Origin of the sequence: Sporosarcina aquimarina (genome assembly GCF_023715615.1) — a bacterium.
Lineage (GTDB): Bacteria > Bacillota > Bacilli > Bacillales_A > Planococcaceae > Sporosarcina > Sporosarcina aquimarina_A.
On record NZ_JAMBOM010000003.1, the window covers coordinates 327,835 to 353,030 of the forward strand.

29 protein-coding genes are annotated in these 25,196 nt (G+C 42.3%); 5 read left to right on the plus strand and 24 right to left on the minus strand.

Annotation, left to right across the window (positions count from 1 at the left end):
* Positions 1–159: 159 nt before the first annotated feature.
* The 3 genes from M3197_RS11145 (at position 160) to M3197_RS11155 (ending at position 1,457) form a co-directional block, all read left to right on the plus strand.
* Positions 160–699, plus strand: coding sequence for a TetR/AcrR family transcriptional regulator (locus M3197_RS11145; RefSeq protein WP_251661583.1), 540 nt, complete (start codon positions 160–162; stop codon positions 697–699).
* Positions 700–899: 200 nt separating this feature from the next.
* A complete protein-coding gene (locus tag M3197_RS11150) occupies positions 900–1,220 on the plus strand; it encodes a YbjQ family protein (RefSeq protein WP_251661584.1) in 321 nt (106 codons plus the stop codon).
* Positions 1,221–1,223: 3 nt separating this feature from the next.
* Positions 1,224–1,457, plus strand: coding sequence for a hypothetical protein (locus tag M3197_RS11155; protein ID WP_251661585.1), 234 nt, complete (start codon positions 1,224–1,226; stop codon positions 1,455–1,457).
* Between the two features lie 188 nt (positions 1,458–1,645).
* Here M3197_RS11155 and rlmH read toward each other — a convergent pair whose 3' ends face one another.
* From rlmH to rpsF, 17 genes are all read right to left on the minus strand, one after another.
* Complete coding sequence (gene rlmH / locus M3197_RS11160; protein ID WP_251661586.1) at positions 1,646–2,125, minus strand: 23S rRNA (pseudouridine(1915)-N(3))-methyltransferase RlmH; 480 nt, start codon at positions 2,123–2,125, stop codon at positions 1,646–1,648.
* 79 nt (positions 2,126–2,204) lie between these two features.
* Positions 2,205–2,369, minus strand: a complete 165-nt coding sequence (locus M3197_RS11165) for a CxxH/CxxC protein (RefSeq protein WP_251661587.1) — start codon at positions 2,367–2,369, stop codon at positions 2,205–2,207.
* Between the two features lie 165 nt (positions 2,370–2,534).
* On the minus strand, positions 2,535–3,839 hold the full coding sequence (locus M3197_RS11170; RefSeq protein ID WP_251661588.1) for a S1C family serine protease: 1,305 nt from the start codon (positions 3,837–3,839) through the stop codon (positions 2,535–2,537).
* A 124-nt stretch (positions 3,840–3,963) separates the two neighbouring features.
* On the minus strand, positions 3,964–4,668 hold the full coding sequence (locus M3197_RS11175; RefSeq protein ID WP_251661589.1) for a ribosomal eL19 family protein: 705 nt from the start codon (positions 4,666–4,668) through the stop codon (positions 3,964–3,966).
* A gap of 25 nt (positions 4,669–4,693) precedes the next feature.
* Positions 4,694–5,482, minus strand: coding sequence for an MBL fold metallo-hydrolase (locus M3197_RS11180; protein WP_251661590.1), 789 nt, complete (start codon positions 5,480–5,482; stop codon positions 4,694–4,696).
* Between the two features lie 12 nt (positions 5,483–5,494).
* Positions 5,495–6,313 (minus strand): two-component system regulatory protein YycI, encoded by an 819-nt coding sequence (locus tag M3197_RS11185; RefSeq protein WP_251661592.1) that lies wholly within the window; start codon positions 6,311–6,313, stop codon positions 5,495–5,497.
* Complete coding sequence (locus M3197_RS11190) at positions 6,300–7,634, minus strand: YycH family regulatory protein (protein WP_251661594.1); 1,335 nt, start codon at positions 7,632–7,634, stop codon at positions 6,300–6,302. The genes M3197_RS11185 and M3197_RS11190 overlap by 14 nt, the downstream gene beginning before the upstream one ends.
* Positions 7,631–9,460: a cell wall metabolism sensor histidine kinase WalK gene (gene walK, locus M3197_RS11195; protein WP_251661597.1), complete on the minus strand. Its 1,830-nt coding sequence runs from the start codon at positions 9,458–9,460 to the stop codon at positions 7,631–7,633. Before walK ends, M3197_RS11190 begins: the two co-directional genes overlap by 4 nt.
* A gap of 4 nt (positions 9,461–9,464) precedes the next feature.
* Entirely contained in the window at positions 9,465–10,175 is a 711-nt protein-coding gene (gene yycF, locus M3197_RS11200; protein ID WP_251661666.1) for a response regulator YycF, read from the minus strand.
* 242 nt (positions 10,176–10,417) lie between these two features.
* Positions 10,418–11,707, minus strand: a complete 1,290-nt coding sequence (locus tag M3197_RS11205; RefSeq protein WP_251661599.1) for an adenylosuccinate synthase — start codon at positions 11,705–11,707, stop codon at positions 10,418–10,420.
* A 124-nt stretch (positions 11,708–11,831) separates the two neighbouring features.
* Positions 11,832–13,184: a replicative DNA helicase gene (gene dnaB, locus M3197_RS11210; protein ID WP_251661601.1), complete on the minus strand. Its 1,353-nt coding sequence runs from the start codon at positions 13,182–13,184 to the stop codon at positions 11,832–11,834.
* A 15-nt stretch (positions 13,185–13,199) separates the two neighbouring features.
* Complete coding sequence (gene rplI, locus M3197_RS11215) at positions 13,200–13,646, minus strand: 50S ribosomal protein L9 (RefSeq protein WP_251661603.1); 447 nt, start codon at positions 13,644–13,646, stop codon at positions 13,200–13,202.
* Positions 13,647–13,648: 2 nt separating this feature from the next.
* Positions 13,649–15,619, minus strand: coding sequence for a DHH family phosphoesterase (locus M3197_RS11220; RefSeq protein WP_251661606.1), 1,971 nt, complete (start codon positions 15,617–15,619; stop codon positions 13,649–13,651).
* Between the two features lie 12 nt (positions 15,620–15,631).
* The gene (locus M3197_RS11225) at positions 15,632–16,606 is read right to left on the minus strand and encodes a YybS family protein (RefSeq protein ID WP_251661608.1); all 975 of its coding nucleotides are present in this window, start codon (positions 16,604–16,606) and stop codon (positions 15,632–15,634) included.
* Positions 16,607–16,766: 160 nt separating this feature from the next.
* Positions 16,767–17,003 (minus strand): 30S ribosomal protein S18, encoded by a 237-nt coding sequence (gene rpsR / locus M3197_RS11230; protein ID WP_025784263.1) that lies wholly within the window; start codon positions 17,001–17,003, stop codon positions 16,767–16,769.
* A 42-nt stretch (positions 17,004–17,045) separates the two neighbouring features.
* Entirely contained in the window at positions 17,046–17,564 is a 519-nt protein-coding gene (gene ssb / locus M3197_RS11235) for a single-stranded DNA-binding protein (protein WP_251661611.1), read from the minus strand.
* Positions 17,565–17,609: 45 nt separating this feature from the next.
* Complete coding sequence (rpsF, locus tag M3197_RS11240; RefSeq protein WP_025784265.1) at positions 17,610–17,897, minus strand: 30S ribosomal protein S6; 288 nt, start codon at positions 17,895–17,897, stop codon at positions 17,610–17,612.
* A gap of 178 nt (positions 17,898–18,075) precedes the next feature.
* On the opposite strand from rpsF, the gene M3197_RS11245 reads away from it, so the two are divergent.
* On the plus strand, positions 18,076–18,648 hold the full coding sequence (locus M3197_RS11245; RefSeq protein WP_251661613.1) for a DUF3267 domain-containing protein: 573 nt from the start codon (positions 18,076–18,078) through the stop codon (positions 18,646–18,648).
* 111 nt (positions 18,649–18,759) lie between these two features.
* On the opposite strand, the gene ychF is transcribed toward M3197_RS11245, so the two are convergent.
* Positions 18,760–19,860 (minus strand): redox-regulated ATPase YchF, encoded by a 1,101-nt coding sequence (gene ychF, locus M3197_RS11250; RefSeq protein WP_251661615.1) that lies wholly within the window; start codon positions 19,858–19,860, stop codon positions 18,760–18,762.
* Between the two features lie 92 nt (positions 19,861–19,952).
* Entirely contained in the window at positions 19,953–20,156 is a 204-nt protein-coding gene (locus M3197_RS11255) for a DUF951 domain-containing protein (protein WP_025784268.1), read from the minus strand.
* A gap of 131 nt (positions 20,157–20,287) precedes the next feature.
* Between M3197_RS11255 and yyaC the strand changes: the two genes are divergently transcribed.
* Positions 20,288–20,929, plus strand: a complete 642-nt coding sequence (gene yyaC, locus M3197_RS11260; RefSeq protein WP_025784269.1) for a spore protease YyaC — start codon at positions 20,288–20,290, stop codon at positions 20,927–20,929.
* Here yyaC and M3197_RS11265 read toward each other — a convergent pair.
* The 5 genes from M3197_RS11265 to rsmG form a co-directional block, all read right to left on the minus strand.
* Positions 20,840–21,544, minus strand: a complete 705-nt coding sequence (locus M3197_RS11265; protein ID WP_251661617.1) for a DUF554 domain-containing protein — start codon at positions 21,542–21,544, stop codon at positions 20,840–20,842. The two genes, yyaC and M3197_RS11265, sit on opposite strands and share 90 nt — an antisense overlap.
* Positions 21,545–21,607: 63 nt before the next feature.
* A complete protein-coding gene (locus tag M3197_RS11270; protein ID WP_251661619.1) occupies positions 21,608–22,450 on the minus strand; it encodes a ParB/RepB/Spo0J family partition protein in 843 nt (280 codons plus the stop codon).
* Positions 22,443–23,204: a ParA family protein gene (locus M3197_RS11275; protein ID WP_125101120.1), complete on the minus strand. Its 762-nt coding sequence runs from the start codon at positions 23,202–23,204 to the stop codon at positions 22,443–22,445. The genes M3197_RS11270 and M3197_RS11275 overlap by 8 nt, the downstream gene beginning before the upstream one ends.
* Before the next feature lie 146 nt (positions 23,205–23,350).
* Positions 23,351–24,214, minus strand: a complete 864-nt coding sequence (gene noc / locus M3197_RS11280; protein WP_251661621.1) for a nucleoid occlusion protein — start codon at positions 24,212–24,214, stop codon at positions 23,351–23,353.
* A 215-nt stretch (positions 24,215–24,429) separates the two neighbouring features.
* Positions 24,430–25,146 carry a 16S rRNA (guanine(527)-N(7))-methyltransferase RsmG gene (rsmG, locus tag M3197_RS11285; RefSeq protein WP_251661623.1) on the minus strand — a complete coding sequence of 239 codons (717 nt, stop codon included), beginning with the start codon at positions 25,144–25,146 and terminating at the stop codon, positions 24,430–24,432.
* Between the last annotated feature and the right edge of the window lie 50 nt (positions 25,147–25,196).

The window sequence follows — 25,196 nt, forward strand, 5'->3', positions numbered from 1 at the left end:
TCCTAACTCAATTATAGTTTTACGACACAATGTCTATAAAGTATAATAGCAAGAAACTCACAAGATTGACCATAAACAATATAGCACCAACTGTCGACTAATCAACAATCAAAAATGAAGTGTAGATAAAATCAACTATGATAGACAGGAATGTGAAAAATGACTAAAAAAGAAGATCCCCGATCCATTCGGACCCAAGAAATGTTAAAAAATGCTGCATTAACACTTTTAAATGAAGGAGTGCTCATTTCTCAATTATCCGTGCAAAAGGTAACGCACAGAGCGTTGTTAAATCGAACTACCTTTTATTTGCATTATCGAGATATAGACGATCTGGTTTCTCAATTAATGCAGGATGTTTTACATGAGCTAACCAACCAAATTGAAGGGCTCATTCAATTGAAGGACAACAATAAACAAATACAATTGGTTCAATTACTAGATTATCTTTATACACAAAGACATCATCTACTCATACTTTTTCAACTCGAGCAATTTGAAAAGCATTTGTTTAGTTTGATCAAAAAACTAATTGAAAAACGTAGAATGAACACCAGCATAATCCCTACCGAATTCTATGTCGATATTGACATTAGAACAGCTTCTTTAGTAGGTATCATCATGTGGTGGTTAAAAAATGGCTTGCATCTAAGCTCGGATTACATCGCTGATCAAATTAACCTCATGTATAAATCTTAATTATCTTCAAATTGGACCACTATAAATTAAGTGGTTGGTAGAAAAAACAGACCTACTTATGGTAAAGTTCACCATTGTCTATCTTAATGAGGTTTTAATCTAAAACTTTGTGCTCTTCACTGGTAAATGCTTCTATTTTTTCTAAAGATAGAATATACTATAACGATGTACTTATTATTTTTGATATGGAGTGGATACCTATGATAATCGTTACGACCGAGAATATTGCTAATCATCAAATCACAGAAGTGCTAGGTCCCGTATTTGGTTTAACCGTAAGAGCAAGAGGAATTGGCAAAGACATCGTCGCTTCTCTAAAAGGACTAGTAGGTGGAGAAATCAATCAATATACAGAAATGCTGGAAGATGCCAGAAAGCAAGCAATGGATCGTATGGTTCAAAATGCTACAGCAATGGGAGCAAACGCTATTATTATGATGCGTTTTGACTCTGGAGAAATCGGTCAAAATATGAGTGAAATTGTAGCCTATGGAACAGCAGTTATTGTAGAAAAGAAATAACGAATGAAATGGATTATAGGATTTTACGGTATCCAGTTTCTCATTCTGATTGTCTTAATATTTGGATCCTGGTTCATATGGGATCGTCGTTTCAAAACAAAACATGGCAACCAAGTACCAAAAGGATTTATACGGACAAATGAGATTTCTATTGATCCAATTACAAATAAAAGACTCGTCGTTTATTTTAATCCACAATCCGGCGAACGCTTTTATAAAGAGGAAAATAAAAATTGACTAAGTGTCTGTTTTAAATTGACCCTGCCAATTTTTTTATAACGAAAATCGCTTTTTACATGGGAAGATGTACAAAAGATACTACGCTCATTAACTAAAACTGCCGTTATTGAATTTAACTACATGAAAAGGACCACCTAAAACGCTGACGCTTCAACGTTTTAGGTGGTCCTTTTCATAAACTGCACTTACTTATGATACGGTTCATTCCTCATAATTCTAAACCCTCGATATACCTGCTCCAACAAAATCAGCTTCATCAACTGATGCGGGAATGTCATTTTCGAAAACGACAGCAGCTCATCTGCTCTCTTGTAGACATCTGCATGTAATCCCAAGGAACCGCCAATCACAAAGGTGATTTTGCTTTTACCATATGTCATGAGTGATTGCAGATTTTCTGCTAGCTGCTCGGATGTTTTCTGTTTTCCTTCAATCGCTAGTGCAATGACGTGGGTATCTGGTGAAACTTTCGAAAGAATGCGGTCTGCTTCTTTTTTCTTCACAATTTCCATGTCGGCCTCGCTGAGTTGCTCGGGTGCTTTTTCATCCGCCACTTCGATCAACTCGATTTTGGCATATGCACCGAGTCGCTTTGTATATTCCTCGATGCCCATTTTCAAATACTTCTCTTTCAGTTTTCCTACCGTTACAATTGTAATATTCACAGCCTTGTCCACCTTTTTTGAAAAGTTATACACCGAAGTTATACACATATCCACAACCGCTTCTAGATGTTGTGCCCGATTATATGTTCGTCACAAGATAGACAGGTGGTACTTCACAGTAATCACATGTTGTGGATAACTTCTCACCTTCTGTTATTGGTTCCATACTCGGAAATGTCTCCTCTTTCGCAACAAATTCATCAAGTGCCCGGTTTATATGGGTTTCACAGCTATGAATTTTCATATTATTCACCTCTTTTTCATTTTTATTTCCCCACAGAGTTATGCACAAATTTTCAGTTTTATCCACAAACGTAGATTTGTTGATAAAAAAAGCAGACACAATAGCTATTTTTCTGCTATCGTGTCTGCTGTGGATAACTAAATAGTTATTTTATGCACATGTGCACTAGAACGAGTTTCCATCTTTCAAAACCATTTCAATTGTGACAGGTTTCCCATCGCGATAGACTTTCATCGTCATACTATCGCCGACTTTCTTTTCGTTGTACAAGTGCTTGCGCAACGTCACCATGTCTTCAATCGGCTCTCCGTCCATTTCTACAATTGTATCATATTTTTGGACTCCTGCAGTTTGTGCTGGTGTATTGCGGAAGACTTCTGTAACCACAACCCCATTTTTAACGTCTTTGGGTAACTTCAGCACGCTCTGCTGTTGAACAGGGATATTTCTTAAGTCAAGTAGTGATACACCCATTGTAGGACGATTCACTTCACCTGTCTGTTCAAGTTGCTCAATGACTGGTAAGGCTAAGTTGATAGGGATTGCTAGACCAATTCCTTCTACCGTCTCCTCCGTAATTTTCATGGAATTAATGCCAATCAGCTGGCCCGCCATATTGATAAGAGCTCCACCTGAGTTTCCAGGGTTAATGGCTGCATCGGTTTGGAGAACGTCCGCTTGCCAGTCAACGGCGCCATCTGAGTTAATGTCGATAGGAATCGAACGGTCTTTACCTGAGACCACACCTACTGTGACGGAACCAGAAAAACCAAGACCTAACGGATTCCCAATCGCAATAACCGTTTCGCCACGTTTTAACGCATCAGAATCTCCGAACTCCATAGTTGACGTTATATCTTTGTCGTCAATTTCAACAACCGCAAGATCTGTCCATACGTCACTTCCAATTAACTTACCTGCCATCTTCGTTCCATCATCAAGTGTTACTTCTAATACTTCTGCATCTTCGACAACATGATGATTGGTCACGATATAGGCTTTCCCATTTGCTTTCTTGTACAGGACACCAGATCCTGTTCCAATTGCTTGTGGTGTGTCAGATTGGGTCCAGAAATCTTGACCACGTTGTAAATTTGTAATCCCAACAACTGCGTCGGTTGATTTTTCCACGACTCCTGTTAAATCACTGTCGATGTCTACACTCACTTGCTTGGAGCTTCCCGAGTCCTTTACTGTTCCCTTCGTCTTATTGTCATTATCATCCGATCCACCTACGGTAAACATGAGCAACCAGACGAGCAGACCTCCTATGATGGCTCCAAATAATGCAGGCAAAAATCCACCTCGTCGTTTTGGTGGCTCTGGAGGTGGCGGTGGAGTCGTATTTTGTGCTCGGTACATGGTCTCGCTCTGTGGTGTTTCATAATTCTTCTCTTGTTGTGGTTCACTCAGCGGGTCCAATGATGACCTCGATTGTTCCTCTTCCCGATCCCTGTTGTAGTCGTCCATGGCTCTCGTCCTTTCGATTCCATTCTCTCTTTACACTTTACCCCATTCTGATAATTTTAAAAGAAATATGGGGACTTCTATAAAAAAGACGATGGAATGGAGTGAATCGTTCCCATTTAGGAAGTTATAACGAATGGATAACTCGAGTTTTGTAACTATTATATTTTTGTGAAGTGTCTTCTAAGAGGGAGTGTCCGGGTTCAGTTGCGGAACGGACGGGTTGTACGAGGGAACGAGCGGGTTCTGCCGCGGAACGGACGGGTTGTACGAGAGAACGAGCGGGTTCTGCCGCGAAACGGGCGGGTTGTACGAGAGAACGAGCGGGTTCTGCCGCGGAACGGGCGGGTTGTACGAGAGAACGAGCGGGTTCACCCGCGGAACGGGCGGGTTGTACGAGAGAACGAGCGGGTTCTGCCGCGGAACGGGCGGGTTGTACGAGAGAACGAGCGGGTTCAGCCGCGGAACGGGCGGGTTGTACGAGAGAATGATCGGGTTCTGCCGCGGAACGGGCGGGTCGTACGAGAGAACGAGCGGGTTCTGCCGCTGAACGGGCGGGTTGTACGAGAGAACGAGCGGGTTCAGCCGCGGAACGGGCGGGTTGTACGAGAGAATGATCGGGTTCACCCGCGGAACGGGCGGGTTGTACGAGAGAATGATCGGGTTCACCCGCGGAACGAGCGGGTTGTACGAGAGAATGATCGGGTTCTGCCGCGAAACGGGCGGGTTGTACGAGAAAACGAGCGGGTTCACCAGCAGAACGGGCGGGTTGTCCCTCGAATCGAGCTCGTTTACTAGCCCAATCAATTTCATCCCACACAAAAAACCGCATCGCCTTAAGCGATACGGTTTTCTCCTCAAACAGTGATTAGTTCAGTTGGTTCTTCTGCATCGGTGTCATGCAAATGCACAAACTCTCCTGCTATAATGCCGCACGTTTGTAACGTCTGTTCAACGCTCATGCGCGCAAGGTCTTTCATGTTATTGTCACGGCTTAAGTGAGACAAATAGATCTGAGTCTCTTTTTGCTCGATGACATCATTCATGGCAATCGCTGCATCTTCGTTCGATACGTGACCGACATCGCTCAAAATACGTCGCTTGACACTCCATGGGTAACGCCCCATTTGGAGCATACCAACATCATGATTCGATTCAAACACAAAAGAATCCGCACTCTTAATGATTCCTTTCATGCGATCGCTCACGTATCCGGTGTCTGTAATGATCGCAAGTTTACGATCATCTTCATGAAACACGTAGAACATCGGATCCACAGAGTCATGGGAAACAGCGAACGATTCAATCGAGATCGAACCGAAAGAATGGACCGTTTCCATATCGAACTGAAACCGTTGTTCGAGTGAGATGTCACCAACTAACCCATCCATCGCTTGCCATGTTTTCTGATTCGCGTATATAGGAACCCCATGCTTTCTTGCTAAAACACCGACACCTTTAATATGATCACTATGCTCATGCGTGACGAAAATGGCGTTAACATCTTTCATGGATCGACCGATTTTCGCAAGCTGTGCTTCGATACGTTTTGCCGTTAAGCCTGCGTCCACGAGATAGGCCCCTGAATCATTTTCTATATAAATTGAATTACCAGTACTGCCACTGGCAAGTATGCTGAATCGCATCGTAAAAACTCCTTATTCGGATTGCTCTTCCTCTTCTTCTGGATCCTTTTCAAGTGTGAACTCAATCACTTTACCTTCGTTAGCACTGAGGAAGTGGTGTTCTTCTTCCCCACTCTCTAATTTTACTTGAACATCCCACGTCGGGGCAAACACTTGGGTTTCCGTTAAGCGAACAAGCGTAGAATAGCCCATTTTGACATTTGTTACCTCAGAGTTCTGTTTTAACAAACCTCGTGAAGCCAGAGATCCAATAATTTCTAGTGGTGAAAGCAAGTCTTTCTTATTGAAATTCGAAAATTTCTTCAACATATGTTGCTCATAAGATTGAATTTTTTCATCATCATCCCATGAGACCACGAGCATGGCACTCGGACTATAATAGATCGGACGTCCCTCGAATTGTTGGAAGAAGAATGCTTTTTTTTGTTCTTCCGCCACCTCCCACAGTACGTATTCTGTTCCGTTCAATACATATTGGGAAAGGAATGATTTGAAATCATCTTTCTTTGCTTCTTCAAGTGTTATTTTATCGGTGAGTGTTGACCTTAAAAGATTATCATTCAAGATGGAGGTTTTTTGCCCCTTTAAATCTTTCAGTGATTCTTTGTTAAAGTCAACGACATCTGCAGAAACAAATGACGCTTCTTTGTCGACAAATGGAGGCAACTTGTAGGTGATGTTTTCTTGCTTTAGGACATCTTCCATAGAAGTTTTCCCCGCCACTTCAAGATTTTCAATATTAGCGTTCCGGTTCAAATACAGGAAACACAGGAATACATTCAGTATCGAGAACACTATGATGAAAATTGTTTTGGTTTTACTCCAATCCAAGAAGGCCGCCTCCCTTCCGAGTTAGATCTTCCTCATACACTTCCCAATTTCCGTTGATGTAATAGAACCAATGGGGTTCGAATTTCAAGATACCAACATCCGTATCATGAACAAGTGAATAGCCTGGCTTTATTTCTTCGATTGCTGTGAAATCGAGATCATCTGATTCTTCTAGGTGACGGGCGACCTCCGTTGCTGGAGGGAGTGTCACTTCATAACTTTTGATAGGCGAGTTGAGTGTGAAGTAAGGTCGGGTATAGCTCGATACTCGGTTATCTCCCAGTTTTTCCATTATCTCAGCACTTTCCCCGAGTTCACTAAAGACTGGAAGTCCGTTGTCATGAAGCTGAAACTGAATGTAACGCGAAACTGGATTCATATAAGAATAGCGGTAATCATCTGTCCAACCGCCGTGATCATTTACAAATTCAATTGCAGTTGTCATCAGTTCAGAAGGAATTGCTAATTCCTGACTTTCAGGTGGATACACAAAGTTTAAGAATTTAGTTTTCGTGTTTACTTTCATCAGTGCATGGTCGTCGCCATACTCTTCTTTATTGGTATCGACCAAATTCCTTCGAACAGCATTTGGATCATTAAACAACGCATCTTTAAATAACGAAGGGTTGATCTCCTCTTCAATATAGGTCGAGTGAATCACAGTAATGGGCTCACTCGAAATCGTTAACGTGTTGGTTTCATTCACGTGAACTTCTTTATATTGAGACAATTTTTTCCCTTTATCAATAATCGACTTTTGGAACCGTTGTGTATCCTCCATTTTCACTTTTGCTTTATAATGCGTTCTGCTAACCGTACTGACAAAGTGCACCTCAGGAAGACTGTCATCTGGATCCCAATTGACAATAAGTTTATTGAATAAAACTTCAGGTACAGTTTTATCTTCAATTTCTAGGACATCCTTATAGACGGAAACTGGTACTTCTCCTGGATAATAGAGGACATACTGATTTCCTTTTGTGAGTAAGTCATGCATCTCATCTTTCGTTAGATCCAGGTTCACTGCAGTGAATCCGAACACTTTCCAGCGCATCATTTCCTCAAGTACAGGCTGTATTACTGTAGTATCTGTTGTTCCATATAATTCTTCATCATTAAACTTAAACACCCATTTGTATGGAAGAACAATATCGGATATTGGTTTCTTATTTTGTATGCTCGTAATAGATCCATCCACTGACTGGTTTTGATCAATTGAAGCCAGCTGTGGTGCATATGACCAAATTGAAAACGTAAATGTGATGCTCAGGAGGACGAGTAGTAGCAGGACGACCGATTTGATTGTCTCAATATGTCTCACACATCCCACTCCCCATCATCGTGTTGTTCATAAGGCAATGTGAAGAAAATCGATGTTCCTTCGCCTTCGACACTATGCGCCCAAATCTTGCCGCCATGTGCACTAATCATTTCTTTCGCAATTGCGAGACCGAGACCAGTCCCCCCCATTGCACGGGATCGTGCTTTGTCTGAGCGGAAGAAACGATCAAAGATCCGATTTACATTTGCAGCTGGGATGCCAAGACCTTCATCTGAAATACTTACGCGAATCGAGTCTTCCAATACCGCTACATTGAAACGGACAATTCCACCGTCAGGCGAATACTTCAGCGCGTTCGAAATAATATTATCAATTACTTGTGTCATTTTGTCCGTATCAATTTCAACAAACAGATCTACTGGTGGTACAATTCTACGGAAGCTCACTTCTTGTGATTTAGAAAACTCGAATCGATCTATGATCGAGTTGAAGAACGTATTGAAGTCTACCCACTCTGTGTTGAGCTCGTATTCATTACTATCCATTCTAGAAAGTTTGAGCAAATCGTTCACAAGTCGGATCATCCGTTCCGTTTCCGTTTGTGTCACATTCAAGAAGGCCGGGGCAATGTCTTCGTTTTTCCATGCCCCTTCAGCGAGGGCCTCCAAGTAACTGCGCATCGTAGTGAGTGGCGTCCTTAGTTCGTGTGATACGTTTGACACAAACTCACGACGTTCCATTTCAATTTTTTCTTGCTCAGTATTATCGTGCAAAACAACTATGAGTCCATTCACAAAACCTGTCTCCCGTTGAGTTACAGAAAACGTTGCACGCAAAATAGACGGTTCTTCTTCCGTACTAAAGTCCAGCGGGATCGATTCACGCATCTCTATTAAATCTTCAAAGGAGTACTCTTTCTCAATTCCGAGAATCGTATTAATCGGCCGATTCAACACGAGATCACTAGTCATCCGAAGCATGCCAAGTGCCGAGTCATTAATGAGACTTACACGTCCTTTCCGATCTGTTGAAATTACTCCATCTGTCATATTCTCCAACACAGATGCCAATTTCCGTCTCTCCGCCTCTGTCGTAGATTGAGACTCCAAGAGCTGATTGGTTAAATGGTTGAACGCAATGGCCAGCTGCCCCAACTCATCGTTTCCATAAACCCGGACTTTTCTGGAGTAATTCCCCTTTGCCATCGCTTGTGCTTGTCTGCGCATGTCAGAAATGGGACGGGTGAACGTCTGTGCAATGAATATTCCTATGATGATCGTAATCGTAAGCGAGACCGCAGCCGCTCCTGCAAGGATTCGATTGATTTCATCGATCTGCTTAAAGACTTTATCTATGTTGGACTCCACGTAGAGTGCTCCGATGACTTCACTGCCATTCATAATCGGTTGAGTCCGCTTTTGCACTCTTTTATTTGTTTTCTTATTGAAGTTAATGACACTTTGAGGACTTTCAGAAACAATGGCCCTTTTGACGATATCATCGATGGATCTCTGTCCAACCATCGTTTTCTGATGATCCGGTATAGAGGATGCTAAAATTCGATATTTTGAATCGATTACTCGTACTTCAATGATATCATCCGAACTAAAACCTGAAAGGACGGTCCGCAAACTCGTTTCGGTTGACGGATCGTCCGAGGTTCGTTCTTTCAGCATTTCTTCACGCACGCTAAATTCAACGAGGTTTATACGATCTTTAATCGAGTTTGTGAAGTTTAGTTTTAAGGTTTCTTCCAACTGCTGTGAAAAGTACAGGCCTATAATCTGCAAGGCTAGTAGAATGAGCATGACGTAAATCAGCACAATCTTAACATGGATGGAATTGAAGATCCCCACTTTTCTCATTTGGTTACTCCTGTTCCGGATCTCGCAAGTAATAGCCAACCCCTCGGCGTGTCACAATCCATGTTGGATGGCTTGGTGTATCTTCAATCTTCTCTCGAAGTCTACGGATGGTAACATCAACTGTTCGAACATCACCGAAATAATCATAGCCCCAGACAGTTTGCAACAAGTGCTCACGTGTCATTACTTGTCCAATATGATTAGCTAAGTAATGCAACAGTTCAAACTCACGATGAGTAAGTTCGATAGTTTCCCCTCGCTTTTGTGCAAGATACGCATCTGGCTGGATAACAAGACTGCCGACCGTAATATCATTTGTAGCTTCTTCCGCGTCCTCAGCTGCAGCTTTCTGGTGTCTCCGCAGGTTCGCTTTGACGCGGGCAATCAGCTCCCTGGTACCAAATGGTTTCGTAACATAATCGTCTGCACCGAGCTCCAATCCAAGAACTTTATCGATTTCAGAGTCTTTTGCAGTCAGCATGATAATCGGAAAATCATACTTTTTACGAACTTCACGACACACTTCCATCCCGTCTTGTTTTGGCAGCATGATGTCGAGCAACATGATATCCGGCTTGACCTCTTCGACTTTCGCTAATGCATCGTCTCCATCATAGGCTGTATAAACGGTAAAGCCTTCTTTTTTTAAATTAAACTCCAATATATCCGCAATGGGTTTCTCGTCATCTACAACGAGTATTGTTTTGTTTTGCATGAGTTCTACCCTTTCCGGCCGAGTCGGCGCATTTACTTGGTATCCTTTTACTCTACCATTCTTCATGCATTTTCGCACGTTCCAATCGTTTCCGAAACCGCTTAGAAAGAGCTTTTATCCGGCGTTGCTAATTTATTTCCCGGGGAATATTTCCCGATTTTTGTCGGATTTTCCCGTAAGTAAAAACGCTTCCTCCGTCCACCAAATTGGCAGAAACTGAGGAAGCGTTTTGCAAGTTTAAATTATGCACGCCAAACGCTTTTTACAACGTTTGTTTGTGTACGATCCGGACCTACTGAGAAGATGGAAATCGTTACATCTGTGAGCTGCGCAATACGCTCTAAATAGTGACGCGCGTTAGCTGGTAGCTCATCAAGTGATTTACATTTTGTTATGTCTTCTGTCCAGCCTGGTAGTTCTTCATAAATTGGTGTACATTCAGCTAGCATCCGTAAATTTGCAGGATACTCTGTAATTATTTCACCTTTGTACTCATAAGCCGTACAGATTTTAACGGTATCCAAACCAGTCAATACATCAATTGAGTTTACCGATAGGTCTGTCAATCCACTCACGCGACGCGCGTGACGAACGACAACACTATCAAACCAACCGATTCGACGTGGACGACCTGTTGTTGTACCAAATTCTTTACCGACTGTACGGATCTGATCGCCAACTTCATCAAATAGTTCAGTTGGGAACGGACCGTCACCGACACGAGATGTATAGGCTTTACACACACCTACGACGTGATCAATCTTAGTCGGTCCGACACCAGAACCAATTGTTACGCCACCCGCAACTGGGTTGGATGATGTGACAAACGGATATGTTCCTTGGTCGATATCAAGCATAACGCCTTGTGCACCTTCAAATAGGACACGACGTGCTTGGTCAAGTGCATCATTTAACACTTTAGATGTATCTGTAACATACTTCGAAAGTTCTTGACCGTAACCGTAGTACTCTTCTAAGATGTCTTCGATCTTGAAACCTTCTGTATCGTACATCTTTTCAAACAGACGGTTCTTTTCTTTCAAGTTCATGCGTAACTTCATCTCAAACACTTCGTGGTCAAGCAAGTCTGCCACACGAATTCCGATTCTTGCAGCCTTGTCCATGTACGCTGGACCAATTCCTTTACCCGTTGTCCCGATCTTGTTTTCCCCGCGGCTCTCTTCTTCCACAAGATCTTGCTTCAAGTGGTAAGGTAAAATGACATGGGCACGATTAGAAATACGTAAGTTGTCTGTGTTGACGCCTCGGTCTTGAAGGCCTCTCAATTCGCTGACGAGTGCTTTTGGATCGACAACCATGCCGTTCCCAATAACAGACGTCTTCTCTTTATAAAAAATGCCGGATGGCACGAGGTGAAGTTTGTATGTTTCCCCGCCGAAGATAATCGTATGACCCGCGTTGTTCCCGCCTTGATAGCGAGCAATTACTTCTGCATTTTCTGAAAGGAAATCTGTAATCTTTCCTTTCCCTTCGTCTCCCCACTGTGTTCCAACAACTACTACTGATGGCATTATAAGCACCTCCGTTGGATGCATAAGCATCCTCATTCAAACGGCTTTTATTGTATCAAGCTTTGTGTGCTACGTCAAGAAAAAACACGAACGTTAGAGAACTACTATTCTCCTACATTCGTGTTTAAGCACCAAAGGACTCATGTTGCGACCAATCAATATTTAAGAACTTATTATATTCCTTTGCAAATGCTAACGTCACCGTTCCGGTTGGGCCGTTACGTTGCTTTGCAATGATAATCTCAATCATATTCTGGTTTTCAGTCTCTTTGTCGTAATAGTCTTCACGATACAAGAACGAAACGATATCCGCATCTTGCTCGATACTTCCAGACTCTCGTAAGTCAGACATCATTGGACGTTTGTCTTGTCGCTGCTCAACACCACGGGATAGCTGGGATAAGGCGATTACTGGTACTTTCAATTCACGGGCAAGAGCTTTCAAAGAACGGGAGATATCCGATACTTCCTGTTGTCGGTTTTCACCCGATCTGCCACTGCCCATAATGAGTTGTAAGTAATCAATCATAATCATCCCGAGTCCGTGCTCTTGCTGCAGACGTCTACATTTTGACCGGATTTCGTTAATGCGTATACCAGGAGAGTCATCAATGAAGATTCCCGCGTTAGACAGACTGCCCATCGCCATCGTTAGCTTACGCCAATCCTCTGCCTCGAGATTCCCTGTTCTTAGCACAGACGCATCAATATTGCCTTCTGCACATAACATACGCATGACGAGCTGTTCAGCACCCATCTCCAGACTAAAAATCGCAACGTTTTCATCTGTCTTAGTTGCAACGTTCTGTGCGACATTCAACGCAAATGCTGTCTTACCCACGGAAGGTCTCGCCGCCACAATGATCAAGTCATTTGGTTGGAAGCCCGCGGTTATTTTGTCAAGATCGGCAAAGCCCGTTGGAACACCGGTGACGTCTCCCCTGCGCGTATGTAAAATCTCTATGTTGTCATACGTATCCACAAGTACGTCCTTGATATGACGGAAGTCTCCGGCATTTTTACGGTTCGCAACTTCCATCATTTTCTTTTCGGCTTCAGATAGGAGTGCTTCCACTTCGTCTTCTCGCGTATAGCCATCTTCCATTATTGTCGAAGCCACTGAAATTAGACGTCTCAGTAAAGACTTTTCCTCAACGATGCGAGCATAGTGTTCAATGTTCGCTGCAGTTGGAACGCTATTTGCGATCTCCGTTAAATAAGAAAGACCCCCAACGTCTTCTAATTCCTTCTTTGCAGATAGTTCTTCCGTGACAGTGACAACATCGATCGCCTGCCCCTTATCACTTAAGCCAATCATCGTTAGAAAAATCTTGTGATGTGCAGTACGGTAGAAATCCTCGGGAATCAAAATCTCAGCCGCTGTAATAAGTGCTTGAGGATCCAAGAAAATTGCCCCGATGACGGACTGCTCGGCTTCGTTATTATGAGGGGGAATACGATCTATCATTTGATCCATCAGACTATCTCCTTATCATTCTTCTGTTACGTGGACTTTCAATACAGCGTTAACATCGTGATGTAATTTCACAGGTACATTTGTATAGCCGAGTGCACGAATGGCATCGGGTAAATCCATCTTACGCTTATCAAGCTTAATGCCGTGTTGTTTCTCTAGAGCTGATGCGATTTGTTTAGAAGTAACCGATCCAAATAACCGACCGTCTTCACCAGACTTTGCTGTCAATTCTACTGTGAGCTCTTCGATACGTGCTTTTAGCTTCTTCGCATCTTCCAACTCTTCGGCAGCATCTTTTGCTTGGCGATTCTTTTGCCCTTCTAACTTGCTGAGGGCCGCTGGTGTCGCCTCAACAGCCACGTTATTTTTGAGTAAGAAGTTTTGAGCATATCCTACAGAAACCTCTTTTACATCACCTTTTTTACCCTTACCTTTTACATCTTGTAGAAAAATAACTTTCATGTTCAATCTCCCCTTTCCTGATCATCCATAATTACTTGTTTTAATTGTTCTTCAGCCTCTTCTACTGTATCTAAAGTAAGCTGTGCTGCGGCGTTCGTCAAATGACCTCCGCCACCAAGCTGTTCCATCACGCGTTGTACATTTAATTCACCGAGTGAACGAGCACTAATACCAATTTTACCATCTGACCGTGGTGCAATGACAAAGGATGCAGATACTCCTTGCATCGTTAGCAGGATGTCAGCGGTTTGTGCAATTAGTACGGAATTGTACGGTTCACCATTTTCACCTTTCGCAATGGCAACACCGCCATCCATGATTTCAACCGTTTCAATTAGCCTCGAACGTTCTACATACGTTTCAATGTTCTCTTTCAACAAACGCTGTACGAGTACGGTATCTGCACCATTCGTACGTAAGTAAGAGGCTGCTTCAAACGTACGGGAACCTGTCCGTAATGTAAAGCTCTTCGTATCGACCACGATACCCGCAAGCATCGCCGTGGACTCAAGCATCGTCAATTTCTCGTTTTTCGGTTGATACTCAATAAGCTCTGTCACCAGTTCAGCTGTCGATGACGCATACGGCTCCATGTAAACAAGCATTGTATTTTGTACAAACTCTTCCCCTCGACGATGGTGATCGATGACAACCAATTTTTCTGCCTTGTCAATCACTCGTTCATCGATGACCATGCTTGGTTTATGTGTATCCACTATGACCACTAGTGATTTGTCTGTCATTTTTGATAAAACCTCATCGGGATGGATGAAATGGTCATACAAATCAGGATCTTGTTCAATCTCGTCAATTAGTCGATTAACACTTGCATCCAATTCTTCGAAATTCACGACGACATATCCTGGAACGTTATTCATCCGTGCCATCTTCCGTACACCAATCGCTGCACCTATCGCATCCATATCCGGCATCTTGTGTCCCATCACAAAGATTTGATCACTACCTTGGATTAAGTCACGTAATGCATGCGAGATGACTCGTGCTCGTACTCTTGTCCGCTTCTCCACTGGATTTGTTTTCCCACCGAAGAACTTCAACTTTCCGTCTGAACGTTTAATGGCAACTTGATCTCCTCCACGTCCGAGCACAAGGTCCAAACTGGATTGAGCCAGCTCACCTAATTCAATTAAGGATGGAGAGCCTGCGCCCACCCCGATACTTAATGTAAGACCATTACTTTGTTTCGCAGTTTTTTCCCGAACATCATCTAAAATTGCAAACTTACTCTTTTCTAACTCATTTAGCATTGATTCATTGAACACCGCCAGGAAGCGATCCGAAGCTACACGCTTCACAAAGATTCCGTTGTCCGCCCCCCAGCTATTAATAAGTGAGGTAACAAGAGAATTCAGCTGACTTCGTGTTTGGTCATCCATCGTCTGTGCGAGTTCGTCATAATTGTCGACAAGTAATATACCGATCACTGTTCGATCTGCATAATACAGCGATTCAATCCTCTGTCTTTTCGTTACATCAAACAAGTAAATCAGGCGATCCTCTGGCTTGTATGCAAGTCTGAAGGAACGTTCTCCCACCGTCAACGTCAAATCATCAGGTACATCGTCTTTTAAGAAAGAACGAAATTGTTCAGCTAGCTCAAAAAGCTCTTCACCAATTAAGGAATCCTCTTCAAAGATTTGCGCAGCATAAGGATTGGCCCATTCAATAATTTGCTTATCATTGAGAAGAATAATTCCTATTGGTAGTTCAAGTAGCGCTTCTTCTCCTACTTTTTTCATCCGATACGACATCGTCTCGATATGTTTTTCAGTATCCATATACGTTTGTTCTTCAATCTTCCATGAAGAGCCAATCAGCGCAAAGAAAATCACTGTATAGATCAGCCCGATCCAAAAGTTAAACATGAACAAAAATACTGCCGCTAGGACGCCGAGGAGTGAGACGGCAGCAAGTGGATAACGAATCGCTCTCCTTCTAAAAAAAGATGTCATTGTCTCATCCTCCTAGTTCACCTTGTCTTTTCCTATCCAAGCCCGAATGTCAATGGCCGTGTCCAGTGTCCCAAGCAGTATCGTCATCGGATTCAACACCACCGCAAACACTGTCGCAAGCACAGTGATGAAACCCGGTGGCTTCCGTTCATGTAAAAAGTAGTAAATCAAGGAGAGCCCTTGTAGTAAAAATGCAAATCTCAAAATAACCATCGCGTTAATGTAAATCAGAAAGCCTGTAGAAGTTGTATCGTTTCCAATGAGAAACGATGACAAGATAACAAGCGCATAAATGACGATTGTCATGAATGGCAATTTCATTTCTCTAAATTGAGTGAATTTCGGAACCTTTGCCCCTATCCGTTCAGCCGTATAAAAACTTGCAATAACAAAAAGGTACCCCGTAAGAAGGGAGCCTAAAATCACCAAGGCAGGGATAGTTAATCGATAAAATAAAAAAGTGTCTGCAATTGTTTTTTCATAGTCTTGAGGAAGTAATTTGAGATCAGACGAATATTCTATCATTTCTTGTTGTGCCTTTTTTAAGATCTCCATGATTACTTCCATCGCGTTGAATTGGAAGAACAACACTGCGCCTACGTACGCCGCCACCAATGAAATGAGAATAGTCAATCCAACCGTCATCACTGTGTAAAACTTTGATTTACCTGCCTGTATGGTTTCCCCCATCACAAAGCCGAGGAATACGAACACAAATGCAATTGGAATCGAAAATAGACCCCCTAATAATGAAGAAACTAAAATAGCCGCTACAGCGACAATTAGACTTGCACTTCGATCATAGCGAAGTCGGTAAAGCAAAATGGGGAGCGGTATAAAAAACAACGATACACTGCCAACTAGTGGTATATAAAGACTGACCGCAAACAGGACTGCAAACAGCGCAATCATCATCGCTCCGTATGTCAGTTTTCTTGCATTGTCTTGCATAATTTGGATTCCTCCGGTTCGTAGTACATCATCCATGTGAAAAGCTCTATAAGATTCATACAGATGTCCTCCTCTGATTGTATCACGATTAGAGTGTAGACACCAAAACCACACAACTGTTCTCTGTTTTTTTACTGGGAATAAAAAAGCCACCCCTCACCCTGGAGATCCCAGGCTGACAAGGTGGCTTGTGTAATTATCTTTCTTCTGCTACGAATGGTAGAAGTGACATAATACGTGCGCGTTTGATAGCGGAAGTCAGCTTACGCTGATACTTCGCGCTTGTACCTGTAACGCGACGTGGCAAGATCTTTCCACGCTCAGAAATGAATTTCTTGAGCAAGTCTGCATCTTTATAGTCAATGTGTGTAATGTTGTTAGACGTGAAATAACATACTTTACGACGTCTTTTTCCTCCACGACGTGGTGCCATAATCGTTTCTCCTCCTTTTTATCCGTATAAGTGAAATCCGAATCAGAACGGCAAGTCATCGTCCGATACTTCAATCGGTCCGCCACCTGATTGGAACGGATCCTCATCAGTACGTGTATAGTTTTGCTGGTTAGGCTGATAAGATGGCTGATTCTGTTGCTGATTCTGATTATACGGACGGTCCTGTTGGTTTCCGTACGCAGGTGCACCACCTTGTGAGCCAGGTCGGTCAGAGTTCGCATTACGAGGTTCCAAGAATTGAACGCTATCTGCCACAACTTCCGTCATGAATACACGCTTGCCATCTTGTCCCTCAAAATTACTTGTCTGAATACGCCCGTCTACACCAGCTAGACTACCTTTGCGTAAGAAATTCGCAGTGTTTTCCGCCTGTTTTCTCCAAGCTACACAGTTAATGAAGTCCGCTTCACGATCGCCTGACTGGTTTGAGAACGGTCTGTTCACAGCCAGTGTAAAACGAGTGACCGCGATTCCACTTTGTGTATATTTGAGTTCAGGATCTTTTGTCAATCGACCGACCAATACGACACGGTTAATCATCAGAATTCAGCCTCCCTCATCGTTTTTCACATTGTGTTTTATGGATTATGCGTCAAGACGAACAGCCATATGACGAAGGATTCCTTCGTTGATGTTCGCAAGACGTGTAAATTCGTTGATTGCTTCTGTACCTGCGTTAAGAGTTACCAACTGGTAGAAACCTTCACGCAAATCGTCGATTTCGTATGCAAGACGGCGCTTGCCCCACTCTTTCGACTCGATGATCTCCGCACCGTTCGAAGTCAAAACTCCGTCGAAACGTTCGATCAATGCTTTTTTCGCGTCGTCATCTAGACTTGGGCGAATGATGTACATAATTTCATACTTTCTCATCTGTAGTCACCTCCTTATGGACTTGGGCCCTGCTGCACGCAGCGGGCAAGGAGTAAGTAAATTTGTTTACTCACATCAATACATACTATCATAGCTTCCATCGTAATTCAAGTGTTTCTCCTGTATAGTAAAGAAAAGTGAGTCAATAAAGTGATTGATTTTAGAAAGAGGTGATTCGATGCTTGTGTCTAGTGAACCTGCACACATTATTGACTTGGACTTACAAAGAGTAGCAAAAACAGGAGTATGGGTTACCTTATGGACAACAGTTGGATTAGTTGCACTCGATATCCTATTTCAACTCATTATCCAACACGAGCTAGCGTTTTCGTTCTCTTTTTGGAAAATCCTTTTTGTAGTCATTGGATATATGGTGTTGATTGTAGTCCATGAATTGTTTCATTTACTAGGGTTTCGTATCTTTTCGGGGATTCCCTGGAGGAAAATGATTGTCGGAGTAAATTTGAAGTTTGGCATCGCATATGCCACGACGGATGAATGGATGACCAACGCTGCCATCCGCAAGTCGTTGCTTCTGCCCTTCTGGACAACTGGGGTGATTCCAGCAGCTGTCGGCTTGTACCTTTCTGATGGTGTGTGGCTTTTGCTCGGTGGCCTACTCATTGGAGGGGCTGCCGGAGATTTTACGATGTACAAAGAACTTAAACAATATCCAGATGAATGGCTTGTAAAAGATGATCCAGAACGTCCACGTCTCTATTTGCATGAACCTGTTCGGTCTGTAGAATGAAGCGTTCAGTCCTTTTTTAAACAGGGGATAAAGAATGCTATTCGTTTCAATAAAAAAGCCAGTCATGGAGGATTTCGCGTCCTCGGCATGCCTGGCTTTTTTCAATTCTACTTATACGTTAAAACGGAATAACATAACGTCGCCATCTTTAACGATATATTCTTTACCTTCAAGACGTACCTTTCCAGCTTCTTTTGCAGCAGCCATTGAACCTGCCGTCATTAGGTCATCGTAGGCAACTGTTTCAGCACGGATGAATCCACGCTCAAAGTCCGTGTGGATGACACCTGCACATTGAGGCGCCTTCATGCCTTTACGGAATGTCCATGCACGAACTTCCTGCACGCCTGCCGTAAAGTACGTTGCCAATCCAAGCAACTGATATGCTGCACGAATCAACTGATCAAGACCAGATTCTTCAATGCTTAACTCATCTAGGAACATTTGCTTCTCTTCATCATCCAGCTCCGCCATCTCTTCTTCGATCTTCGCACAGACCACAATGACTTCAGCATTGTCTTTTTCCGCGAAGTCACGAACGGCTTGTACATACTCGTTGTTTGCAGCATCTGCAATTTCATCTTCTGAAACGTTTGCTACGTAAAGCATGGGTTTAATGGTCAACAAATGCATGCCTTTTACAACTGCCGTTTCTTCTGGCGTGAGTTCTACAGAACGAGCAGACTCCCCTGCTTCAAACGCATCTTTCAATTTCAGTAATACCGGTTCTTCAATCATTGCTTCTTTGTCTTTCTGCTTTGCCATTTTTGTAACACGTTGAAGACGCTTATCCACGCTTTCCATATCTGCGAGAATCAATTCAAGATTGATGACTTCGATATCAGACAAAGGGTCCACTTTACCACTTACGTGTGTAATATTGTCATCGGCGAAACAACGAACCACCTGACAGATTGCATCCGTTTCTCTGATGTGAGACAAAAACTTGTTTCCAAGTCCTTCCCCTTTGCTTGCTCCTTCTACAATCCCAGCAATATCTGTAAACTCAAACGCTGTAGGTACTGTTTTTTTAGGTGTGACAAGTTCCGTTAGCTTTTGAAGTCGCTCATCTGGTACTTCTACGATGCCGACGTTTGGATCGATTGTACAGAACGGATAGTTTGCAGCTTCCGCACCAGCTTTTGTAATTGCGTTGAACAACGTGGACTTTCCTACGTTTGGAAGTCCGACGATACCGGCTGTCAATGCCATAACTTTCCCAACCTTTCATCTATACCAATTTATTATGTTCAATTATTTAATGCAGCTCTTCCATTATAAGGAGAGAACGTCTTTCTGTCCATTTAGTTTTCCGTTTGTCCTTGCTGGATAACACGCTTCATTTTTTTAGTAAATTCGTTACGTGGAATCATTATACTATGTCCACACCCTAAGCATTTAATGCGAATGTCTGCACCCATTCGAATGACTTTCCAAGAATTTGTTCCACATGGATGTTGTTTTTTCATCTCCACCACATCATTGATACCAAATTGCTTTGCTTCCAATCTATTCACTCCGATCATCCATTCTTATAATTTCGCTTGAGATTAGTTATTTACGTATAATCCAGCTTTGTTTTGAGTATACTGCAGGACACCACACATTCCTACTACTATTCCTAGACAGGAGCCTGATTATGCAAAAACTTGAACAAGCTGAATTGAATTCACGTATTCACTACAAAGAAACCGGAGCCGTTTGGAAATTGAGCACATTATTCCTGGAGAATATCCCTTTTACAACACGTGAAATCTTATTCCTATGTATTGGAACAGATCGTTCAACAGGTGATGCACTTGGTCCACTTATTGGCTCACTCCTTACAGAAACTCGATCTTTTCCTTATCGTGTCCTGGGTACACTAGAAGAACCGCTTCATGCACTGAACATTGAACAGACAATAACTGAGCTTGCGTTTACGCATCCCGATGCATACCTCGTTGCCATTGACGCTTGCCTGGGTAAAAGTGATTCCGTGGGGCATCTCCTTATACAAGATGGTCCATTACAACCAGGAAAAGCTGTCGGAAAAGAACTCCCTTCCGTTGGAGATATTGCTATAAAAGGGGTCGTCAATATCGGTGGTTTTATGGAGCACTCCGTCCTTCAGAGCACCCGGCTTCATCTATCTTATGAAATGGGACGAACCATTTCAAGAGCACTGCAACTTGCTCATGGTCGGCTACAGTCAAAACGCGTATATGATACTTACAATCAAAGCCACTACCGGAATAGCGGGAATGAAATTAGCTACTCGGATCTTAGTCAAGCCGATTAAGTTGAGTCCAATCGCCAAAATCATAAGCCCCCCGGTTGCCGTCATTTCTGATATAAAAAGCTCCAGAAGTTCATCCGGAACAAAGCGACTAATTTGTGTAGAAAACAATGTGATAAGTCCTTGATAAAGCAATACGGGTACTGCTGAAAAAACGACTCCGATTCCGAGTGTCGAACTAAGGATAATCGCTGTGAACCCATCGATAATCCCTTTCATCACCAACACATCGTGATCGTTTCGTAACCCGCTATCGATAGCACCTATTATTGACATAGACCCAATAACAAAAATCATTGTTGCTGTGATGAACCCTTGAGAAATGCCTTGTCCACTTTTTTGGGCAGGCATTTTTGATTCCAGCCATTTTCCTGCCTGTTCCATCATTTTATCAACGTTTATCCATTCCCCTATTACAGATCCAATCACGATACTAATAATTACAATGAGCAATTGTGTGCTTTCGAATGTCATTTGAATTCCGATTGCCATAACGGCTAGTGCAATTCCATACATAACTGTTTGTTTCATACGATCAGGGATATTTTTAAAAACCCTACCAATCAAGGCACCTGCGATAATTAGTGCTACGTTCACTAACGTACCGTAAAACACCACGTTAACCACTTCCCGACCATTAAAAAATAGTACCTATTCCGCTAGTGCGAAATAGGTACACGTTCAATCATTCAGCAAATCTAATATACGTTCAAAATCTTCTTCAGAGAAAAACTCAATTTCAATTTTGCCTTTGTTTTTTGTTTTCTTAATAGATACGTTTGTTCCAAAGTGTTCGCGTAACGATGTTTCCTGCTCTACGAGAAACAAATCTTTCTTTTCTTTCTTCTTATTTGTTTCACGTGAAACATGTTCATTTAGTTTTTGAACTAACGCTTCCAATTGACGAACATTTAAGCCCTCTTTCATTGTCTTTTCAGCGATAATATTAATTTGTTCTTTTTTGCGCAAGCCGAGTAATGTACGACCGTGCCCCATCGATAACTTCCCTTCCGTAATATCTTTACGGACCTTTTCGGGAAGTGCGAGTAATCGAATATGATTTGCAATATGTGGACGGCTTTTTCCTAAACGAAACGCAAGTTGTTCTTGGGTAAGCCCTAAACTATCCATTAGGTTCTGGTAGGCTTCGGCTTCTTCAATTGGTGATAAGTCTTCACGTTGAAGATTTTCCAGAATTGCAAGTTCCATTGACTCTGCATCTGTTAGTTGACGAACGACTGCTGGAATTTCTCTTAGTCCCGCCAATTTTGCAGCACGGAAACGGCGCTCACCTACAACGATTTCATGTGCAGATCCGACTTTCCGTAAAATAATGGGTTGCAAGACACCGTGTTCTTTAATGGAAGCACTGAGTTCTTGAATTGCAGCCTCATCAAAACGTTTTCTCGGTTGATACGGATTTACAGTAATACTTTTTAGATTAATTTGCTCCACTGATTCTGCCTTTACAAGAGACTCTCCTGGAAACAATGCATTAATCCCCTTACCAAGACCTTTAGCCATTGTGAACCACTTCCTTTGCCAGCTCTAAGTAAACTTCCGCTCCACGTGACCGAGCATCATATAAAATAATCGGTTCACCATGACTCGGTGCCTCACTCAACCTTACATTCCGTGGAATAATCGTTTTATATACTTTGTCTTGGAAGTATTTCTTTACTTCGTCAATCACTTGAATCCCTAAGTTTGTACGCGCATCAAACATCGTAAGTAACACACCATCAATGACAAGATTTTCGTTCAAATGCTTTTGTACAAGACGAATCGTGCTGAGCAATTGACTTAATCCTTCCAGTGCGTAATATTCACATTGCACTGGAATGATAATGGAATCGGATGCAGTCAGTGCGTTAATCGTTAATAAACCTAGTGATGGAGGACAGTCAATAATAATGTAATCGTAATCTGCTTTCACTTCTTGAATGGCATGTTTCATACGAACTTCTCTGGAAATCGTTGATACTAATTCAATTTCGGCTCCAGCCAAAGAAATCGTTGCGGGAATACAATCCAATTGAGGTACTTTTGTCGGCAAAATAACGTCTTTCATTGGAACATCATCTATAAGAATGTCATAAATACAATTTTGGACGTCCCCTTTGTTAATGCCTACCCCACTTGTTGCATTTCCCTGTGGATCTGTATCAATTAACAATACTTTTTTCCCAATATGTGCAAGACAGGCGCTGAGGTTTACCGAGGTAGTTGTCTTGCCAACGCCGCCTTTTTGATTGGCTATTGCGATAATTCTTCCCAAACGAGCACCTGCTTTCTTCCTTACATGCTGTTCGATCCTTGCATATTTGTTCTATCTATCAGTTTACCAAAAAAGTGTTGTAAATGGTATGAATAACAGAGCAAAAACTCTTGCTACCTGAAAGCAAGAGTCAATTCACACTATTTTCATTTCGATTTTGGGATTTTCACCGTAAATGTGTAATAGTCCTCTGAGTCTTCCTCTTCCGTAGTTAGGTCAATTCCACTCTTAGTTACCATCGTTAACGATTGGCGAATCGTATTGACTGCAATGCGGACGTCTTTACTCACTGACTTCCTCCGTGGAGCTTTCTTTTTTTCTTTAGGCTCAGGAGGTGTTAACACTTCTTTGATTCTTGCTTCTAATTGTTTTACGTTGAGACCATTTTCTATTGCTTCCTGAAACACTTGTTTCTGCAGTTCTGGATCTTTCAACGCAATGAGTGCTCGAGCATGACGCTCTGATAACTCTTTTGTCAGAATTGCTTGTTTAATTTCTTCTGGTAATTTTAGCAATCTCATTTTATTTGCAATTGTTGACTGACCTTTTCCTAAACGTTGTGCTAACGCTTCTTGAGTTAGCGCATGTAGCTCTAATAACTTCTCATAAGCATATGCCTCTTCAATTGCTGTAAGTTCTTCTCGTTGTAAGTTTTCGATTAAAGCAATAGAAGCTGTTTCTTTATCATCCAAGTTACGTACTATAGCAGGAACTTCTTCCCACCCGAGTTTTTTCATTGCCCGGTAACGTCGCTCCCCTGCGATGATTTCATATGCGTCTTCTTCAGTCTGTCGTATGACGATTGGCTGGATGATCCCGTGCGTATGAATCGTTCGAGCCAGCTCCTCAATTTTCTCTTCAGAGAAGATGGTGCGCGGTTGAAAACGATTCGGCTTAATACGATCAATTTGAATTTGTTCTACGGATTCATTCACCATAGGTTCCGCCTCTTCTATCGGGGGGAGTTCTTTTTCTCCATTCCCAAAAAAACGTGAGAACGTATTTTTCATTCCAGACACCACCTTTTTAAGACTATCCTCTATTGTGAACACGAACAGTCGCTGCAGAGAGGATGATTTTCATCCATCATTCGTTCAACTTAATCCCATTGAAACGTTTTGACGGCAGTCCACTTCCCTTGGATTGGACTGAAAACCTATGTAAGAAAAAGAGCAACACATTCACTCCCCTTCTATATGGCCTACAATGTTCCACGTGAAACAGTTCAACAGATTGGCGTCTTATTTGGCATGCCCGGTTTTCGTGGATACTTTTTAGGCGTTTTTTTAACTTTTGAGAAAACAAATACAGTCCGTTCACTCTCTTCTAGTGGAAGAGAGAATGTATGCTTATCTTCTAACACAACGCCGAGAGTTTCAAGTGCTTTTTTTGCATCAACCATTTCTTCAGCTGCTGCAGCACCTTTCATCGCAATGAAACGTCCATCAACTTTAAGTGCAGGAACGCATAATTCTGATAGGACACTTAGTCGTGCAACAGCACGTGCAGTTACGATGTCAAATTGTTCTCGGTACATTGGATTTTGTCCAAAATCCTCAGCGCGCGCATGAACAAATCGTACATTTTCCAATTCCAGCTTTTCTGCAAGTTCATTAAGGAAATTTATACGTTTGTTTAATGAATCCACAATTGTAACGTGCAGATTCGGGAAGCAAATCTTCAACGGAATACTTGGGAAACCGGCACCTGCTCCTACATCACAAAGTGTTAGCTCTTGCGTCAAATCTGCAAAAAACGCTGCTGAAATTGAATCATAAAAGTGTTTAAGATAAACGGAAGGCGCATCAGTAATTGCAGTCAAGTTCATCTTTTCGTTCCACTCTACGAGCATTGTAAAATACAGATGAAACTGAGAGATTTGTTGATCATTAAGGGATATCCCCTTTTCTTGCAAAGCTTCAATAAATTGTTCTTCGTTCACTGAAATCCACCTTTCAAAAAAGCTAATACGGACTTCATATCCGTATTAGC

Bases quoted from the DNA above. Each gene is read 5' to 3' on its own strand.
- M3197_RS11225 (WP_251661608.1), bottom strand. From the start codon at position 16,606: ATGGATGATGTACTACGAACCGGAGGAATCCAAATTATGCAAGACAAT.
- yycF (WP_251661666.1), bottom strand. From the start codon at position 10,175: ATGCAAAACAAAACAATACTCGTTGTAGATGACGAGAAACCCATTGCG.
- M3197_RS11270 (WP_251661619.1), bottom strand. From the start codon at position 22,450: ATGGCTAAAGGTCTTGGTAAGGGGATTAATGCATTGTTTCCAGGAGAG.
- M3197_RS11165 (WP_251661587.1), bottom strand. From the start codon at position 2,369: ATGAAAATTCATAGCTGTGAAACCCATATAAACCGGGCACTTGATGAA.
- M3197_RS11150 (WP_251661584.1), top strand. From the start codon at position 900: ATGATAATCGTTACGACCGAGAATATTGCTAATCATCAAATCACAGAA.
- M3197_RS11245 (WP_251661613.1), top strand. From the start codon at position 18,076: ATGCTTGTGTCTAGTGAACCTGCACACATTATTGACTTGGACTTACAA.
- M3197_RS11205 (WP_251661599.1), bottom strand. From the start codon at position 11,707: ATGCCATCAGTAGTAGTTGTTGGAACACAGTGGGGAGACGAAGGGAAA.
- M3197_RS11170 (WP_251661588.1), bottom strand. From the start codon at position 3,839: ATGGACGACTACAACAGGGATCGGGAAGAGGAACAATCGAGGTCATCA.
- M3197_RS11175 (WP_251661589.1), bottom strand. From the start codon at position 4,668: ATGCGGTTTTTTGTGTGGGATGAAATTGATTGGGCTAGTAAACGAGCT.
- M3197_RS11145 (WP_251661583.1), top strand. From the start codon at position 160: ATGACTAAAAAAGAAGATCCCCGATCCATTCGGACCCAAGAAATGTTA.
- ychF (WP_251661615.1), bottom strand. From the start codon at position 19,860: ATGGCATTGACAGCCGGTATCGTCGGACTTCCAAACGTAGGAAAGTCC.
- rpsR (WP_025784263.1), bottom strand. From the start codon at position 17,003: ATGGCACCACGTCGTGGAGGAAAAAGACGTCGTAAAGTATGTTATTTC.
- dnaB (WP_251661601.1), bottom strand. From the start codon at position 13,184: ATGGATCAAATGATAGATCGTATTCCCCCTCATAATAACGAAGCCGAG.
- walK (WP_251661597.1), bottom strand. From the start codon at position 9,460: ATGAGAAAAGTGGGGATCTTCAATTCCATCCATGTTAAGATTGTGCTG.
- yyaC (WP_025784269.1), top strand. From the start codon at position 20,288: ATGCAAAAACTTGAACAAGCTGAATTGAATTCACGTATTCACTACAAA.
- rplI (WP_251661603.1), bottom strand. From the start codon at position 13,646: ATGAAAGTTATTTTTCTACAAGATGTAAAAGGTAAGGGTAAAAAAGGT.
- M3197_RS11220 (WP_251661606.1), bottom strand. From the start codon at position 15,619: ATGACATCTTTTTTTAGAAGGAGAGCGATTCGTTATCCACTTGCTGCC.
- M3197_RS11155 (WP_251661585.1), top strand. From the start codon at position 1,224: ATGAAATGGATTATAGGATTTTACGGTATCCAGTTTCTCATTCTGATT.
- rpsF (WP_025784265.1), bottom strand. From the start codon at position 17,897: ATGAGAAAGTATGAAATTATGTACATCATTCGCCCAAGTCTAGATGAC.
- M3197_RS11180 (WP_251661590.1), bottom strand. From the start codon at position 5,482: ATGCGATTCAGCATACTTGCCAGTGGCAGTACTGGTAATTCAATTTAT.
- ssb (WP_251661611.1), bottom strand. From the start codon at position 17,564: ATGATTAACCGTGTCGTATTGGTCGGTCGATTGACAAAAGATCCTGAA.
- noc (WP_251661621.1), bottom strand. From the start codon at position 24,214: ATGAAAAATACGTTCTCACGTTTTTTTGGGAATGGAGAAAAAGAACTC.